Source organism: Pseudomonas sp. Z2-11, assembly GCF_054161305.1.
Window position 1 is genome coordinate 960,822 of the sequence record NZ_CP096395.1, and the last position, 15,557, is coordinate 976,378.

Genomic DNA, 15,557 nt, shown 5'->3' on the forward strand with positions numbered 1-15,557 from the left:
AATGAGTAAATTCTGGAGCCCGTTCGTCAAGAACCTGGTGCCCTACGTGCCGGGCGAACAGCCGAAGCTGACCCGGCTGGTCAAGCTCAACACCAACGAAAATCCCTACGGCCCATCGCCCAAGGCCCTGGCCGCGATGCAGGCCGAGCTGAACGACAATCTGCGCCTGTATCCGGACCCCAACAGTGATTTGTTGAAAACCGCCGTGGCCCGGTATTACGCAGTGCAGACCAACCAGGTGTTCCTGGGCAACGGTTCGGATGAAGTGCTGGCGCACATTTTCCACGGCTTGTTGCAGCACGATCAGCCGTTGTTGTTCCCGGACATCAGCTACAGCTTCTATCCGGTTTATTGCGGGCTGTACGGTATCCAGTTCGATGCGGTGCCGCTGGATGAACAATTCCGGATCGACCCGGCAGACTATGCCAAGCCCAATGGCGGGATCATTTTCCCCAACCCGAATGCGCCGACCGGTTGCCTGCTGGCGCTGGACGCGGTGGAACAGATCCTCAGGGCCAGCCCGGATTCAGTGGTAGTGGTCGATGAGGCCTATATCGATTTCGGCGGCGAAACGGCCATCAGCCTGGTGGATCGTTATCCGAATCTGCTGGTGACACAAACCCTGTCCAAGTCACGCTCGCTGGCGGGGCTGCGCGTGGGCCTGGCGGTGGGCCATCCGGACTTGATCGAAGCGTTGGAGCGGATCAAGAACAGCTTCAACTCCTACCCGCTGGATCGCCTGGCAAATGTCGGCGGCGCGGCAGCGTTCGATGATCGCGAGTATTTTGACCAGACCTGCCGGTCGGTCATCGAGCATCGCGAATGGGTAGTTGGGCAGCTTGAAGCCAAGGGTTTTGAAGTACTGCCGTCGGCGGCCAACTTCATCTTCGCCCGTCACCCCCGACATGACGCGGCGGGGCTGGCGGCGAAACTGCGCGAGCAGGGCGTGATCGTGCGGCACTTCAAGCAGGCGCGCATCGCCCAGTTCCTGCGGATCAGCATCGGCACACCGGAGCAGAACCAGGCACTGATCGAGGCTATGGGCGAGCTCTAACCTTCAGCGCTGCCCTGTGGGAGCGAGCTTGCTCGCGATGGTTGACTGTCTGCCACTTCAAGGGTGGCTGAACTGATGCTTTCGCGAGCAGGCTCGCTCCCACATGTGTTTCAGGGTGTCCAAAAGGTCGGCAAAACTTGTAAATCCCTGTGGGAGCGAGCCTGCTCGCGAAGGCGTCGGCTCAGCTCCGCAGTTTTCGACTTCACTCGTGATGCGGCTCACCGAGGAATGTCAGCGAAGTAAACACCCCGCGTGTCGCCACGTCCTTGTTGTCCTTGAGCGGGATTTCCATGCTTGCGGCGATCACGTTCAAACCTTCATTGCGCACCAGCACCTTGGCCCGGCCTTCGGCGTCGGTTTCAGTGCTCACGGTGTTCGGTGCGCTGCGGTAGTCGCCCACCAGCTTCACACCGGCCGCCGGTTTGCCATCGAGCAGCACCCGCACCGGCAACGATTGGCCGGGGCCGACGGTCAGCGGGTCGACTTCCGGCAGAATCACGAACTTGATCGGTTCGAGCTTCGGCAGCTTGGCGCCCGGCTCGTAGATCGCCAGGCTGTACTTGAAGGTCTGGGTTGATTCAATCGCCCCAGGCACTTTGCTGCGGCCTTCGTTGATCCATTTCTTGTCGGCGGTCTGCGACCACATGCCGTTGTCCAGGGCGACCGCCAGCACGGCCGGCGGCTTGAGCGGCTGCAGGCGCGCGTGGTCCGACAAACGCTCTACCGTGACCGGGATCATCTTTCCGCCGAGGTCGTAGGCCCAGGCGCCACTGATTTTCTGCGCCTTGAAGGCGTTGTCTTCGGCGCCGTGGCCGTAGATCACCTCGATATTGCCGCGGCGTTGTTCGGTCCACAGGCCATGGGCCGAGGCGTCGATAGCCAGGAGCATGCCGAGCAGGGCAAAGGTCTTGGGGTATTTCATGCTGATTTTCCTTTTTATAGATCGAGGGTGAGGCTGACAGTGAAGTTGCGCGGATCGCCGGGGGTGACCCAGTAATTGCTGTAGGAGCGTTCGTAGTATTTTTCGTCGAGGACGTTGTTCAGGTTCAGGCCGACGGTGACGTTGTCACTGGCCTTGTAATGGGCCAGCAGATCCACGGTGTGGTAGGCCGGCAGTTCGAAGTCCTTGCCGGCCTCGCCCGAGCGATCACCGACGTAAGTGAACGCCGCGCCAACGTCCGAGCCGCGCAGGTGGCCGTCCTGGAATTCGTAGACCCCAAGCAGGCTGCCGCTGCGCTTGGCAACGCCGAGGATTCGGCTGCCGTCGGGAATCTGTTCGTCGCCCTTGGTCACTTCGGCATCGATGTAGGCGAAGGCGCCAATTACCCGCACGGCGTCGGTCACCTGGCCGGTGACCTGGAGGTCGATGCCCTGGCTGCGGGCCTTGCCCACGGCGCGGCTGAAGTCGGTTCCGGCGACTTGGGTCAGGACGTTTTCCTTTTCTATATGAAAAGCCGCCAGGGTGGTGCTCAGGCGATCGTCGAACAGTTCGCTCTTGATTCCGACTTCATAACCGACACCTTCCTCCGGGTCGAAGGTCTTGCCGCCGGCATCCAGGCCGTTATTGGGCTTGAACGAAGTGGAGGCGTTGGCGAACAGCCCGACTTCAGGCGTCAGTTGATACAGCAGCCCCGCGCGTTGCGTCAGGGCGTCATGGCGCTGGCGACTGGTGACGTCGTTGACATGGTTGTCGATGCTTTGCTCGAAGTGCTCGTAACGCACGCCAAGCAGGCCGCGCAGCTTGTCATTGAAGACGATCTGGTCCTGCAGGTTCAGGGCCCTGCTTTCGACATGCTCGAAGAAGTCCGTGCCGGAGCGCGTACCGTTGGGTTTCGGCTGGCCGTAGATCGGGTTGTAGATGTCGATGGGATAAGCGCTGCCGGCGATGGTCGTCACGCGCTCGTTCTTGCGGTAGTCCTCGTATTCCGTACCGATCAGCAGTTCATGTTGCCAGGGGCCGAGGTCGAACTGGCCGCGCAGTTCCAACTGAGTGATGCTGTCGTGCCAATCGTTGTCGCGCTCGCGGTAGCGGCGGTTCACGGTGTGGCCGTCGGCGTTCAGGGCGCGCGCCTCTGAGGCGAAGCCCCAGAGTTCACCCTGCTTGTAATGGCTGGCGAGACGCAGTTGCCAGGTATCGTTGAGCTGATGCTCAAGGGCGGCCTGGAGCATATTGTTGTGATTGTCGATGTCGCCGTCGTTGGGTTCGCCGAGGAAAGTCGAGCGGGAGACGCCACCCCAGCGATTATTCGGAGCGACGATGCCGCGATCGAACGTCGAGCTGTGGCGCACGATTTCGCTTTCCACCAGCAGTCGAGTGTCCGGGCTCAGTTGCCAACTGATGGACGGGGCCACGAAGACGCGCTTGCTGTCGACGTGATCACGGAAGCTGTGGTTGTCCTCCACCGCCAGGTTTACTCGCGACAGCAGGTTGCCTTCGGCGTCCAGTGGCGTATTGACGTCCAGCGCGGTGCGATAGCGGTCCCAGCTGCCGGCGCTGGTCTGCAGTGTGGTGAAGGCTTCGGGTTGGGGCTTCTTGGTGACAATGTTCACCGTCCCGCCAGGGTCTCCCCGACCATAAAGGCTGGCCGCCGGGCCCTTCAGAACTTCGATGCGTTCGATATTGGCGGCGTCCGGGGTGCTTGGGTAACCGCGGTTGGCGCTGAAGCCGTCCTTGTAGAACTCCGACGTGGTAAAGCCGCGCACGCTGTATTCATAAAGCGTCAGGCCGCCGAAATTGTTCTGCTTCGATACGCCACCGGCATATTCCAGCGCCCGTTCGACGCTGGTACTGCCCAGGTCCTTGAGCACGCTGGCAGGAATCACGCTGATGGATTGCGGAACGTCACGCAGGGCGGTGTCGGTTTTGGTCGCGCTGGCGGAGCGGGTGGCGCGATAACCTGAAACGGGGCCGGTAGGGGATTCGTACTCGGACGTGACGTTGATGGCGTCCAGTTCCAGGGGCTGGATTTCTTCGGCGAAGGCGGGATCACCGAGCAGGCCCAGAGCGATACTGGCAGCGGAAATCCGTTTGAAGGATGACATGTTATGTTGTTCCAATTTTTAGTATTGAAACAATATAACACTACTAATGAGAATTTATGCTATTTCTGGCTCCTGCGATTCGCGGATAGTTTTTGTGGCGAGGGAGCTTGCTCCCGCTGGGTCGGTCCGACGCTTCGGGCGAAGCGGCCGATCGGATGCGGTCGGTCTGATAGTTTTGAGGTGACAGGTTTTAGGGCCGCTGCGCGACCCAGCGGGAGCAAGCTCCCTCGCCACAGGGCAATGGATGGTTACTCTTCTTCCTTGAGCACCACCGGTGCCGGCGGTGGACGCAGGCCGATCTCGGCGGTGAGCTTGAGCTCCTTGCCGTTGCGCATCACCTGGATGGTGACCTTATCGGTGGGCTTGATCCGCGCCACCTGGTTCATCGAGCGGCGGCCGTCGCCGGCCGGTTCGCCGTCGATGCTGAGGATCACGTCGCCCAATTGCAGGCCGGCTTTCTGGGCCGGACCGTCGCGGAAAATTCCCGCCACGACGATGCCGGGGCGCCCGGACAAGCCAAAGGACTCCGCCAGCTCCTGGGTCAGCGGCTGGACTTCAATGCCCAGCCAGCCGCGAATCACCTGGCCATGCTCGATGATCGACTTCATCACCTCCATGGCCAGCTTCACCGGAATGGCAAAGCCAATGCCCTGGCTACCACCGGACTTGGAGAAGATCGCCGTATTGATCCCGGTGAGGTTGCCATTGGCATCCACCAGCGCACCGCCGGAGTTGCCGGGGTTGATCGCGGCGTCGGTCTGGATGAAATCCTCGTAGTTGTTCAGGCCCAACTGGTTGCGACCGGTGGCGCTGATGATCCCCATGGTTACGGTCTGGCCGACGCCGAACGGGTTGCCGATCGCCAGGGCCACGTCGCCGATACGGATGCTGTCGGAACGGCCGATGGTGATTGCCGGCAGGTTTTTCAAATCGATCTTCAGCACGGCCAGATCGGTTTCCGGGTCGCTGCCGATCACCCGCGCCAGGGTTTCACGACCGTCCTTGAGTGCCACCACGATCTGGTCGGCACCACTGGTGACGTGGTTGTTGGTCAGGATGTAGCCTTCCGGGCTCATGATGACGCCCGAGCCCAGGCTTGATTCCATGCGCTTCTGCTTGGGGGAATTGTCACCAAAGAAGCGTCGGAATTGCGGGTCCTCGAACAGCGGGTGACCGGACTTGTTGACGACCTTGGTGGTGTACAGGTTGACCACCGCCGGCGCGGCGAGGGTCACCGCATCCGCATAGGACACGGGGCCCTGCTGCGGAGCCTTGGCCTGCGGTGCCTGTTGCAGGTTGACGTCGAGGCTTGGCAAGCCGACCCATTCCGGGTAGCGCTGGATAATCAGTAGTGCGACAAGTACGCCGGCCAACAGCGGCCAGCCGGAAAAACGCAGCGCCTTGAGCATTAAGCACGTCCTACAGAGGTTGCAGGCGGAATGGGACCGCCCATAATGTCGCGCATTATACGAGGCCGCGCACGCCTCTGAACGGGATATTTAGGAGTCTTTTTATGGCCGTAGCCCTGAGCACCCTGGTTGAAGAAGCGGACCGATACCTGGCAAGCAGCCGGGTCGCCGATTACTGCCCCAATGGCTTGCAGGTCGAGGGCGCGCCGCAGGTGATGCGCATCGTCAGCGGCGTGACCGCCAGCCAGGCGCTGCTCGACGCCGCCGTGGAGGCCAGCGCCGACCTGGTGCTGGTGCATCATGGTTATTTCTGGAAGGGCGAGAATCCGTGCATCACCGGCATGAAGCAGCGGCGCCTGAAAACGCTGCTCAAGCACGACATCAGTCTCCTGGCTTACCACTTGCCGCTGGATCTGCACCCCGAGGTGGGCAATAACGTGCAACTGGCCCGGCAACTGGACATCACCGTCGAGGGGCCGCTGGATCCGGACAATCCGAAAATCGTCGGCCTGGTCGGCTCCTTGTCCGAGCCGATGACGCCCCGGGATTTCGCTCGCAAGGTCCAGGAAGTGATGGGGCGCGAGCCGTTGTTGATCGAAGGCGAGCAGATGATCCGCCGGGTCGGCTGGTGCACCGGCGGTGGCCAGGGCTACATCGATCAGGCGGTACTCGCCGGGGTTGACCTGTATCTCAGCGGCGAAGCGTCGGAGCAGACCTTCCACAGCGCCCGGGAGAACGGGATCAGCTTCATTGCCGCCGGGCATCATGCGACCGAGCGCTATGGCGTCCAGGCGCTGGGTGACTATCTGGCGCGACGCTTCGCGCTGGAGCATATCTTCATCGATTGCCCAAACCCGATCTGACTGTTTATATCCCTGCGGGGAGTTGTAGCCCCTGTGGGAGCGAGCTTGCTCGCGATAGCGGCGGATCAGTCGACATTAATGTAGCTGACACTCCGTCATCGCGAGCAAGCTCGCTCCCACAGAAAAGCATGTGCGGGGCCCGAACCACTGGGCATATCCATATGCTGTTTCGATCTAGTTGGCGCCCTGATTAGAAGAGGTCGCTGTGCTAGGATTCCCCGCTCGAACACGGCCCGCTGGCCGTTCATAAGAAAGCTTTCGTGAGTAGCCATGGTCGACAAACTGACGCATCTGAAACAGCTGGAGGCGGAAAGCATCCACATCATCCGCGAGGTGGCCGCCGAGTTCGATAACCCGGTGATGCTGTACTCCATCGGTAAAGACTCCGCCGTGATGCTGCACCTGGCACGCAAGGCGTTTTTCCCCGGCAAGCTGCCGTTTCCGGTGATGCACGTCGACACCCGCTGGAAATTCCAGGAGATGTACAAGTTCCGCGACAAGATGGTCGAAGAACTGGGCCTGGACCTGATCACCCACATCAACCCGGACGGCGTCGCGCAGAACATCAACCCGTTCACTCACGGTAGCGCCAAGCACACCGACATCATGAAGACCGAGGGCCTGAAACAGGCGCTCGACAAGCATGGTTTCGACGCTGCATTCGGCGGCGCCCGTCGCGATGAAGAGAAGTCCCGCGCCAAGGAGCGCGTCTACTCGTTCCGCGACAGCAAGCACCGCTGGGACCCGAAGAACCAGCGCCCCGAGCTGTGGAACGTCTATAACGGCAAGGTCAACAAGGGCGAGTCGATCCGCGTCTTCCCGCTGTCGAACTGGACCGAGCTGGACATCTGGCAGTACATCTACCTCGAAGGCATCCCGATCGTGCCGTTGTACTTCGCCGCCGAGCGTGAAGTGATCGAGAAGAACGGCACGCTGATCATGATCGACGACGAGCGCATCCTCGAGCACCTGTCCGACGAAGACAAGGCGCGCATCGTCAAGAAGAAAGTGCGTTTCCGTACCCTTGGCTGCTACCCGTTGACGGGCGCGGTGGAGTCCGAGGCCGAAAGCCTGACGGACATCATTCAGGAAATGCTCCTGACGCGAACTTCCGAGCGCCAGGGCCGGGTCATCGACCACGATGGCGCAGGCTCGATGGAAGACAAGAAACGTCAGGGTTATTTCTAAGGGGTTGTCATGTCGCACGTATCTGATTTGATCAGCGAGGACATCCTCGCCTACCTGGGCCAGCACGAACGTAAAGAGCTGCTGCGCTTTTTGACCTGCGGTAACGTCGACGACGGCAAGAGCACCCTGATCGGGCGCCTGCTGCACGACTCGAAGATGATCTACGAAGATCATCTGGAAGCGATCACTCGCGATTCGAAGAAAGTCGGCACCACCGGTGACGACATCGACCTGGCGTTGCTGGTCGACGGCCTGCAGGCCGAGCGCGAGCAAGGCATCACCATTGATGTCGCCTACCGCTATTTCTCCACCGCCAAGCGTAAATTCATCATCGCCGACACGCCCGGCCATGAGCAGTACACCCGCAACATGGCCACCGGTGCCTCCACCTGTGACCTGGCGATCATCCTGGTGGACGCCCGCTACGGCGTGCAGACCCAGACCCGCCGCCACAGCTTCATTGCCTCGTTGCTGGGCATCAAGCACATCGTCGTGGCCATCAACAAGATGGACCTCAAGGACTTCGACCAGGGCGTATTCGAGTCGATCAAGGCCGACTACCTGAAGTTCGCCGAAGGCTTGAAGATGAAGCCCACCAGCATGCACTTCGTGCCGATGTCGGCGCTCAAGGGCGACAACGTGGTGAACAGGTCCGAGCGTTCGCCGTGGTACACCGGCCAGTCGCTGATGGAAATTCTCGAGACCGTGGAAGTGGCGGGCGACCGCAACTTCACCGACCTGCGTTTCCCGGTGCAGTACGTCAACCGTCCGAACCTGAACTTTCGCGGTTTCGCCGGCACCCTTGCCAGCGGCATCGTGCACAAGGGCGACGAAGTCGTGGTGCTGCCGTCGGGCAAGAGCAGCCGCGTGAAATCCATCGTCACCTTCGAAGGCGAGCTGGAACACGCCGGCCCGGGCCAGGCTGTGACGTTGACCATGGAAGACGAGATTGATATCTCCCGTGGCGACCTGCTGGTACACGCCGACAACGTTCCGCCGGTGACCGACAGCTTCGAAGCGATGCTGGTGTGGATGGCCGAAGAGCCGATGCTGCCGGGCAAGAAGTACGACATCAAGCGCGCCACCAGTTACGTGCCCGGCTCGATTGCCAGCATCGTCAACAAGGTCGATGTGAACACCCTTCAAGAAGGTCCGGCCAGCGCGTTGCAGCTCAACGAAATCGGCAAGGTGAAGATTGCTCTGGACGCGCCGATCGCCCTGGACGGCTACGAGAGCAACCGCACCACCGGCGCCTTCATCATCATCGACCGCCTGACCAACGGCACCGTCGGTGCCGGCATGATCGTCGCCCAGCCGCTGGCCCACGGCAGCAGCACGCACCACGGCAAACTGGCCCACGTGTCGGTGGAAGAACGCACCCAGCGTTTCGGCCAGCAGCCGGCCACCGTGCTGTTCAGCGGCCTGTCGGGCGCGGGCAAGAGCACGCTCGCCTATGCGGTAGAGCGCAAGCTGTTCGACATGGGTCGCGCGGTGTTCGTGCTCGATGGTCAAAACCTGCGCCACGACCTGAACAAAGGCTTGCCGCAGGACCGTGCCGGGCGCACCGAGAACTGGCGTCGTGCGGCTCACGTCGCCCGTCAGTTCAACGAAGCGGGCCTGTTGACCCTGGCCGCCTTCGTTGCACCGAGTGCCGAAGGGCGCGAGCAGGCCAAGGACCTGATCGGCCGCGAGCGCCTGCTAACGGTCTATGTCCAGGCCTCGCCAACGGTGTGCGCCCAGCGTGATCCGCAAGGGCTGTACGCCGCCGCCGGCGACAACATCCCGGGCGAGTCCTTCCCGTACGACGTGCCGCTGGATGCTGATCTGGTGATCGACACCCAGTCGCTGACCCTGGAAGAGAGCGTCAAGCAGGTGCTGGATCTGCTGCGCAAGCGTGGGGCGATCTAAGCCTCGCCGCTGTAACTAAAAAGCCCGCAGATGAGTGATCATCCGCGGGCTTTTTATTTCTCGAGAGAACACCCCCGGTCCAGTGTGGGAGCGAGCCTGCTCGCGAAAGCGGTGCGTCAGTCTAAGTAGATGTGACTGATCCAACGCCTTCGTCGGATCGCCGCCCGGAGCAGGCTCGCTCCCACAAAGGAATCAGCGGCGGTTTGGAAATTCGCGATGCATCTGCTCAAGCAGCGCATCCTTGTCCTGCCACAACTGATTGATCCAACCCTGGAATTCCAGGCGATACTCCCCATCCTGATCGTAGCTTTTACCAATGAACTGCGGTGGGATCTTCAACTCCTGGAAATGCACCACCACCTCGCCAACGTTGCCGCAGAGCAAATCCCAATAGCCCGGACGGCCGCCCGGATAATGGATCGTCACGTTGATGATCGACTCCAGCTGCTCGCCCATCGCATCAAGCACAAACGCGATGCCGCCGGCCTTGGGCTTGAGCAGGTAGCGAAACGGTGATTGTTGCTGGGCATGCTTACCCTCGGTGAAGCGCGTGCCTTCGACGAAATTGAAGATGCCCACGGGGTTGTTGCGAAACTTCGCGCAGGTCTTGCGGGTCGTTTCCAGGTCCTTGCCTTTCTTCTCCGGATGCTTTTCCAGATACGCCTTGGAATAACGCTTCATGAACGGAAACCCCAGCGCCCACCAGGCCAGGCCGATCACCGGCACCCAGATCAGCTCCTGCTTGAGAAAGAACTTCAATGGGCGGATGCGTCGGTTCAGCACGTATTGCAGCACCATGATGTCGACCCAGCTCTGGTGGTTGCTGGTGATCAGGTACGAGTGCTGGTAGTCCAGGCCTTCCAGGCCGCTGAGGTACCAGCGGGTAGGGCGTACCAGGTTCATCCAGGCCTTGTTGTTACTGATCCAGGCTTCATGGATGTGGCTCATCAGCCAGTCGGTGAAACGCTGGGCGGCGGGGAAGGGCAGCAACAGCTTGAAGATCGCCACGACGAACAGCGGCGTACAGCAGGCGATGGTGTTCAGCGCCAACAGCAGCGAGGCAATGACGCCGCGCACGGGGGCAGGCAGGAAATCCAGCATTTAAATGTCCAGAGGTCGGTTGGCGGCTTGGATCGCTGTCAGGGCGATGGTGTACACGATGTCATCGACCTGGGCGCCGCGCGGCAGGTCGTTCACCGGTTTGCGCAGGCCTTGCAGCATCGGCCCGAGGCTGACGCAGTCGGCGCTGCGCTGCACGGCCTTGTGGGTGGTGTTGCCGGTGTTCAGGTCCGGGAAAATGAACACCGTGGCGCGGCCGGCTACCTGGCTGTTGGGCGCCAATTGCCGGGCCACGGCCTCGTTGGCGGCGGCGTCGTATTGCAACGGGCCATCGATCAGCAAGCCATGTTGTGCCTCGTGGGCCAACAGGGTGGCTTCGCGGACCTTCTCCACTTCTTCACCGCTGGCCGATTCGCCGCTGGAATAGCTGAGCATCGCCACCCGTGGCGTGATGCCGAACGCTGCGGCTGAATCGGCGCTTTGCAGGGCGATTTCGGCCAGCTCCGCTGCACTGGGGTGCGGGTTCATCACGCAGTCGCCGTAGACCAGTACTTCCTCGGGAAACAGCATGAAAAATACCGAGGACACCAGCGAACAGCCGGGTGCGGTCTTGATCAATTGCAACGCCGGGCGAATGGTATTGGCGGTGGAGTGGATGACCCCCGAGACAAGCCCGTCGACTTCGTCCAGCGCCAGCATCATGGTGCCGATCACCACGGTGTCTTCCAGTTGCTGCTCGGCCATCGGTGCGTTCAGGCTCTTGCTTTTGCGCAGCCGCACCATGGGTTCCACGTAGCGCTCGCGGATCGTATCCGGGTCGAGAATCTCCAACCCAGGCGGCAGTTCGATGCCTTGGGCGCGGGCCACCGCTTCGACGTCGGCCGGCTTGGCCAGCAGCACGCAACGGGCGATGCCTCGGGCCTGGCAAATCGCCGCCGCCTGTACGGTCAGCGGTTCGCTGCCTTCGGGCAAGACGATACGCTTGTTGGCCGCTTGGGCGCGCTGGATCAGTTGGTAGCGGAACACCGCCGGCGACAGGCGCATTTCCCGGGGCGTGCCGCAGCGTTGGTGCAGCCAGTTGGCGTCGAGGTGACTGGCAACAAAATCGGTGATGATCTCCGCGCGTTCGCGGTCATCGATGGGGATTTCCTTGTTCAGGCTGTTGAGCAGGTTGGCGGTGTCGTAGGAGCCGGTGCTCACCGACAGCACCGGCAACCCCGCCTGCAAGGCGCCTCGGCACAAGTCCATGATGCGCGGGTCGGGCAGGGTGTCGCTGGTCAGCAGCAGGCCGGCCAGCGGCACGCCGTTGATCGCCGCCAGGCTCACGGCCAGGATGATGTCATCGCGATCGCCCGGGGTGACCACCAGTACGCCGGGCTTGAGCAGCTCCACCGTGTTGCGCATGGTGCGGGCGCAGATGATGATGTTGCTCATGCGCCGGGTTTCGTAATCGCCGGCGTTGAGCACCTGCGCGCCCATCAGGTCGGCCACGTCGCGGGTGCGCGGGGCGTTGAGTTCGGGGCGAAAAGGGATGCAGCCGAGCAGGCGGAAGTCGCCGCTGCGCAGCAAGGGCGAGTGCTCCTTGAGCCGTGCTGAAAACGCTTCCATGCTTTCGTCGGTGCGCACCTTGTTGAGGATCACGCCGAGGACCTTCGGATCTTTCGGCCCGCCGAACAGTTGCGCCTGCAACTCGACACGACCGGACAGTTCGGTCAGCACTTCGTTTTCCGGCGCCGACACCAGGATCACCTCGGCGTCCAGGCTCTTGGCCAGGTGCAGGTTGACCCGGGCGGCGTAGCTGGCGCTGCGGGTCGGGACCATGCCCTCGACGACCAGCACGTCCTTGCCGATCGCGGCCTGTTGATAGAGGGTGATGATTTCTTCCAGCAATTCATCGAGCTGGCCATCGCCTAGCATGCGCTCCACATGGGCCAGGCCCAGTGGTTGCGGTGGCTTGAGGCCGTGGGTACGGGCCACCAGTTCGGTGGAGCGTTCCGGGCCGGTATCGCCAGGGTGGGGCTGGGCGATGGGTTTGAAAAAGCCGACTTTCAGCCCGGCCCGTTCGAGGGTACGCACCAGCCCGAGGCTGATGGAGGTCAGACCCACACCAAAGTCGGTGGGCGCGATAAAAAAAGTCTGCATGCGGATTCTCTAGAGGGGCATGGCAAGGCTGCAGCCTATGACTGGCTGTCTACCGTCAATTCAGTCGCCAAGGTTAGCGCTAACCGGGCCTTGAGCGCACCAGCCGCAATCAAAGGGCTGGCCTATTTTTTCAATACGTTGCGCCGGGTCCAGCACCCAGGCCCGGGATTGCCACGGTGGCTGGTGGCGCAGGTGCTGGGTGTGGCCGCAGGACAGCTCGGCCACCCAGTGCCCGTCCTCATCCTGATGGAAACCGGTGACCGTTGGTCTGTTCGAGCTAGCCCGTTTGTCCGGGTTCCGTTCGCTTTCGGGCAAATCCTTGTTTAGACTTGTCCGTTCTTCATTCTTATGCAAAAGGTCTCGCCCCATGCTGATCGCCGCCAATAAGGCTGTCTCCATCGACTATACCCTGACCAACGACGCTGGTGAGGTCATCGACAGCTCCGCCGGCGGCGCTCCGCTGGTCTACCTGCATGGCGCAGGCAACATCATCCCGGGCCTGGAAAAAGCCCTGGAAGGCAAAACCACCGGTGACGAGCTGAAAGTGGCCGTTGAGCCGGAAGACGCTTATGGCGAATATTCCGCCGAGCTGGTCAGCACCCTGAGCCGCAGCATGTTCGAAGGCGTGGATGAGCTGGAAGTGGGCATGCAGTTCCACGCTTCGGCGCCTGATGGCCAGATGCAGATCGTCACTATCCGTGACCTCGACGGCGACGACGTGACTGTCGACGGCAACCACCCGTTGGCCGGTCAGCGCTTGAACTTCCAGGTCAAGATCGTCGACATCCGTGATGCCAGCCAGGAAGAAATCGCCCATGGCCACGTCCATGGTGAAGGCGGCCATCAGCACTGATTTCTGCGCTACGCTCAAGTTGACTGGAGAGGCGCCCTATGGCGCCTTTTTAGTCGCTTGCTGTTAGCATCGCCCATGGCTGTTTCGAAAAGATCCGCAAACCCTGGAGTTCGTCATGAGTGCTTTCCACGACCTTAAACTGCAAGCCCTGGATGGTCAGGAGCTTCCCCTCGCGCCATTCAAGGGCCAAGTCGTGCTGGTGGTCAACGTCGCCTCCAAATGTGGCCTGACGCCTCAGTACGCGGCGCTGGAAAATCTTTATCAGCAATACAAGGACAAGGGGTTCAGCGTGCTGGGCCTGCCCTGTAATCAGTTCGCCGGCCAGGAGCCGGGAACCGAGCAGGAGATCCAGGAATTCTGCAGCCTCAATTACGGCGTGACGTTTCCGCTGTCGAGCAAGCTGGAAGTGAACGGCCACGACCGTCACCAGCTGTACCGTCTGTTGGCGGGTGAAGGCGCCGAGTTTCCCGGGGACATCACCTGGAACTTCGAAAAATTCCTGCTCGGCAAGGACGGCCGGGTGCTGGCGCGTTTCTCGCCGCGCACGTCGCCGGATGATCCTTCGGTCATCCAGGCGATTGAAAAAGCGCTGGCTTGAAGCTCAGCTTGTGATTGCTCCGTGGCGAGGGAGCTTGCTCCCGCTCGGTTGCGTAGCGACCGCCAGAAGCCAGGGCCGCTTCGCAGCCCAGCGGGAGCAAGCTCCCTCGCCACGGGATGCTTGAGCCCATACCTCAGCGCGGCCTTTTGATCCTTAATCACTCCAATCAATAGTGCTACCCAGCGCTGTGCATGCCCCATATTATCGTCGTCATATCCGATCTGTGACCTCGTTTTCATGGAGTGCCCCATGCCTGTAAAAGCCCTGTTCAAACCCTTTCATCTCGGCGCGCTGGAATTGCCGACCCGGGTCGTGATGGCGCCGATGACGCGCTCCTTTTCGCCTGGCGGAGTGCCGAACTCCAAGGTGATCGAGTATTACCGTCGTCGCGCGGCGGCTGGGGTCGGCCTGATCATCACCGAGGGCACCACGGTCGGCCATCAGGCGTCCAATGGCTATCCGAACGTACCGCACTTCTACGGCGACGCCGCGCTGGCCGGCTGGAAAAAAGTGGTCGATGCCGTGCACAGCGAAGGCGGCAAGATTGTTCCGCAACTGTGGCATGTGGGCAACGTGCGGCGCCTCGGCACCGAGCCGGATGGCACCGTGCCGGGCTACGGCCCGACTGAAAAACTCAAGGACGGCCAGGTCGTGGTCCATGGCATGACCCAGACGGACATCGACGAGGTCATTGCGGCATTCGCCCAAGCGGCAAAAGACGCCCAGAGCATTGGCATGGACGGGGTGGAAATCCACGGTGCCCACGGTTACCTGGTGGACCAGTTTTTCTGGGAAGGCAGTAACCAGCGCACCGACGGTTACGGTGGCAGCCTGGCCAACCGTTCGCGTTTCGCGATCGAGCTGATTCGCGCGGTGCGGGCTGCGGTAGGTGAGGGCTTCCCGATTATTTTCCGTTTTTCCCAATGGAAACAGCAGGACTACACCGCGCGCCTGGTGCAGACGCCCGAAGCGCTGGGAGAATTTCTCAAGCCCCTGGCGGATGCCGGCGTGGATATCTTCCACTGTTCTACGCGTCGCTTCTGGGAGCCGGAATTCGAAGGCTCGGACCTGAACCTGGCCGGCTGGACCCGCAAGCTCACGGGCAAGCCCACCATTACCGTCGGCAGCGTCGGCCTTGATGGTGAGTTCCTGCAATTTATGGTGAGCACCGACAAGGTTGCGCAACCGGCCAGCCTGGAGAATCTGCTCGAGCGCCTGAACAAGGAGGAATTCGATCTGGTGGCGGTGGGGCGCGCGCTGCTGGTGGATCCGGACTGGGCGCAGAAAGTGCGGGAAGGGCGCGAACAGGAGATTCTGCCGTTCAGCCGCGAGGCGTTGATGACGTTGGTCTGAGTGGCGCCTGCCTTCGCGAGCAGGCTCGCTCCCACATCCGATCCTCAGTGAACATACATCTTATGTTTGACCGAGATCCAATGTGGGA

At 61.4% G+C, this 15,557-nt stretch carries 13 protein-coding genes; 7 read left to right on the forward strand and 6 right to left on the reverse strand.

Annotated features, from left to right (window positions below):
- Nucleotide 1: 1 nt before the first annotated feature.
- Nucleotides 2-1,054, forward strand: a complete 1,053-nt coding sequence (gene hisC, locus M1E16_RS04135; RefSeq protein ID WP_458129271.1) for a histidinol-phosphate transaminase — start codon at nt 2-4, stop codon at nt 1,052-1,054.
- A gap of 202 nt (nt 1,055-1,256) precedes the next feature.
- Here the strand turns inward: hisC and M1E16_RS04140 are convergent, their stop codons facing one another.
- The 3 genes from M1E16_RS04140 to algW form a co-directional block, all read right to left on the reverse strand.
- Nucleotides 1,257-1,976 carry a DUF4198 domain-containing protein gene (locus M1E16_RS04140; RefSeq protein WP_434569792.1) on the reverse strand — a complete coding sequence of 240 codons (720 nt, stop codon included), beginning with the start codon at nt 1,974-1,976 and terminating at the stop codon, nt 1,257-1,259.
- 14 nt (nt 1,977-1,990) lie between these two features.
- A complete protein-coding gene (locus M1E16_RS04145; RefSeq protein ID WP_458129272.1) occupies nt 1,991-4,096 on the reverse strand; it encodes a TonB-dependent siderophore receptor in 2,106 nt (701 codons plus the stop codon).
- A gap of 248 nt (nt 4,097-4,344) precedes the next feature.
- A complete protein-coding gene (gene algW, locus M1E16_RS04150; protein WP_305496771.1) occupies nt 4,345-5,505 on the reverse strand; it encodes a Do family serine endopeptidase AlgW in 1,161 nt (386 codons plus the stop codon).
- A 104-nt stretch (nt 5,506-5,609) separates the two neighbouring features.
- Here algW and M1E16_RS04155 point away from each other — a divergent pair, with 104 nt between their 5' ends.
- The 3 genes from M1E16_RS04155 (at nt 5,610) to cysN (ending at nt 9,464) form a co-directional block, all read left to right on the forward strand.
- On the forward strand, nt 5,610-6,368 hold the full coding sequence (locus tag M1E16_RS04155) for a Nif3-like dinuclear metal center hexameric protein (protein ID WP_434626075.1): 759 nt from the start codon (nt 5,610-5,612) through the stop codon (nt 6,366-6,368).
- Between the two features lie 270 nt (nt 6,369-6,638).
- Nucleotides 6,639-7,556: a sulfate adenylyltransferase subunit CysD gene (gene cysD, locus M1E16_RS04160; RefSeq protein WP_007912374.1), complete on the forward strand. Its 918-nt coding sequence runs from the start codon at nt 6,639-6,641 to the stop codon at nt 7,554-7,556.
- Nucleotides 7,557-7,565: 9 nt separating this feature from the next.
- On the forward strand, nt 7,566-9,464 hold the full coding sequence (gene cysN, locus M1E16_RS04165; RefSeq protein WP_434699511.1) for a sulfate adenylyltransferase subunit CysN: 1,899 nt from the start codon (nt 7,566-7,568) through the stop codon (nt 9,462-9,464).
- Between the two features lie 192 nt (nt 9,465-9,656).
- Here cysN and M1E16_RS04170 read toward each other — a convergent pair whose 3' ends face one another.
- From M1E16_RS04170 to M1E16_RS04180, 3 genes are read right to left on the reverse strand one after another with little or no spacing between them, the layout of a single operon-like run.
- Nucleotides 9,657-10,565, reverse strand: coding sequence for an acyltransferase (locus tag M1E16_RS04170; RefSeq protein ID WP_434695836.1), 909 nt, complete (start codon nt 10,563-10,565; stop codon nt 9,657-9,659).
- Nucleotides 10,566-12,665: a phosphate acetyltransferase gene (gene pta, locus M1E16_RS04175; protein ID WP_305496764.1), complete on the reverse strand. Its 2,100-nt coding sequence runs from the start codon at nt 12,663-12,665 to the stop codon at nt 10,566-10,568. It lies immediately after the preceding gene.
- A 60-nt stretch (nt 12,666-12,725) separates the two neighbouring features.
- Nucleotides 12,726-13,064, reverse strand: a complete 339-nt coding sequence (locus M1E16_RS04180; protein ID WP_305496763.1) for a DUF3565 domain-containing protein — start codon at nt 13,062-13,064, stop codon at nt 12,726-12,728.
- Here M1E16_RS04180 and M1E16_RS04185 point away from each other — a divergent pair.
- From M1E16_RS04185 to M1E16_RS04195, 3 genes are all read left to right on the forward strand, one after another.
- Nucleotides 13,033-13,518: an FKBP-type peptidyl-prolyl cis-trans isomerase gene (locus tag M1E16_RS04185; RefSeq protein ID WP_305496761.1), complete on the forward strand. Its 486-nt coding sequence runs from the start codon at nt 13,033-13,035 to the stop codon at nt 13,516-13,518. The genes M1E16_RS04180 and M1E16_RS04185 overlap by 32 nt on opposite strands.
- A 115-nt stretch (nt 13,519-13,633) precedes the next feature.
- Entirely contained in the window at nt 13,634-14,116 is a 483-nt protein-coding gene (locus M1E16_RS04190; RefSeq protein WP_434695835.1) for a glutathione peroxidase, read from the forward strand.
- Nucleotides 14,117-14,365: 249 nt separating this feature from the next.
- Nucleotides 14,366-15,469 (forward strand): NADH:flavin oxidoreductase, encoded by a 1,104-nt coding sequence (locus M1E16_RS04195; RefSeq protein ID WP_458129273.1) that lies wholly within the window; start codon nt 14,366-14,368, stop codon nt 15,467-15,469.
- Nucleotides 15,470-15,557: the final 88 nt, after the last annotated feature.

Excerpts from the sequence above, each read along its gene's own strand:
- M1E16_RS04145 (WP_458129272.1), bottom strand. The coding sequence starts at position 4,096 with ATGTCATCCTTCAAACGGATTTCCGCTGCCAGTATCGCTCTGGGCCTG.
- M1E16_RS04185 (WP_305496761.1), top strand. The coding sequence starts at position 13,033 with ATGCTGATCGCCGCCAATAAGGCTGTCTCCATCGACTATACCCTGACC.
- cysN (WP_434699511.1), top strand. The coding sequence starts at position 7,566 with ATGTCGCACGTATCTGATTTGATCAGCGAGGACATCCTCGCCTACCTG.
- M1E16_RS04190 (WP_434695835.1), top strand. The coding sequence starts at position 13,634 with ATGAGTGCTTTCCACGACCTTAAACTGCAAGCCCTGGATGGTCAGGAG.
- cysD (WP_007912374.1), top strand. The coding sequence starts at position 6,639 with ATGGTCGACAAACTGACGCATCTGAAACAGCTGGAGGCGGAAAGCATC.
- pta (WP_305496764.1), bottom strand. The coding sequence starts at position 12,665 with ATGCAGACTTTTTTTATCGCGCCCACCGACTTTGGTGTGGGTCTGACC.
- algW (WP_305496771.1), bottom strand. The coding sequence starts at position 5,505 with ATGCTCAAGGCGCTGCGTTTTTCCGGCTGGCCGCTGTTGGCCGGCGTA.
- M1E16_RS04195 (WP_458129273.1), top strand. The coding sequence starts at position 14,366 with ATGCCTGTAAAAGCCCTGTTCAAACCCTTTCATCTCGGCGCGCTGGAA.
- M1E16_RS04180 (WP_305496763.1), bottom strand. The coding sequence starts at position 13,064 with ATGGAGACAGCCTTATTGGCGGCGATCAGCATGGGGCGAGACCTTTTG.
- M1E16_RS04140 (WP_434569792.1), bottom strand. The coding sequence starts at position 1,976 with ATGAAATACCCCAAGACCTTTGCCCTGCTCGGCATGCTCCTGGCTATC.
- hisC (WP_458129271.1), top strand. The coding sequence starts at position 2 with ATGAGTAAATTCTGGAGCCCGTTCGTCAAGAACCTGGTGCCCTACGTG.
- M1E16_RS04170 (WP_434695836.1), bottom strand. The coding sequence starts at position 10,565 with ATGCTGGATTTCCTGCCTGCCCCCGTGCGCGGCGTCATTGCCTCGCTG.
- M1E16_RS04155 (WP_434626075.1), top strand. The coding sequence starts at position 5,610 with ATGGCCGTAGCCCTGAGCACCCTGGTTGAAGAAGCGGACCGATACCTG.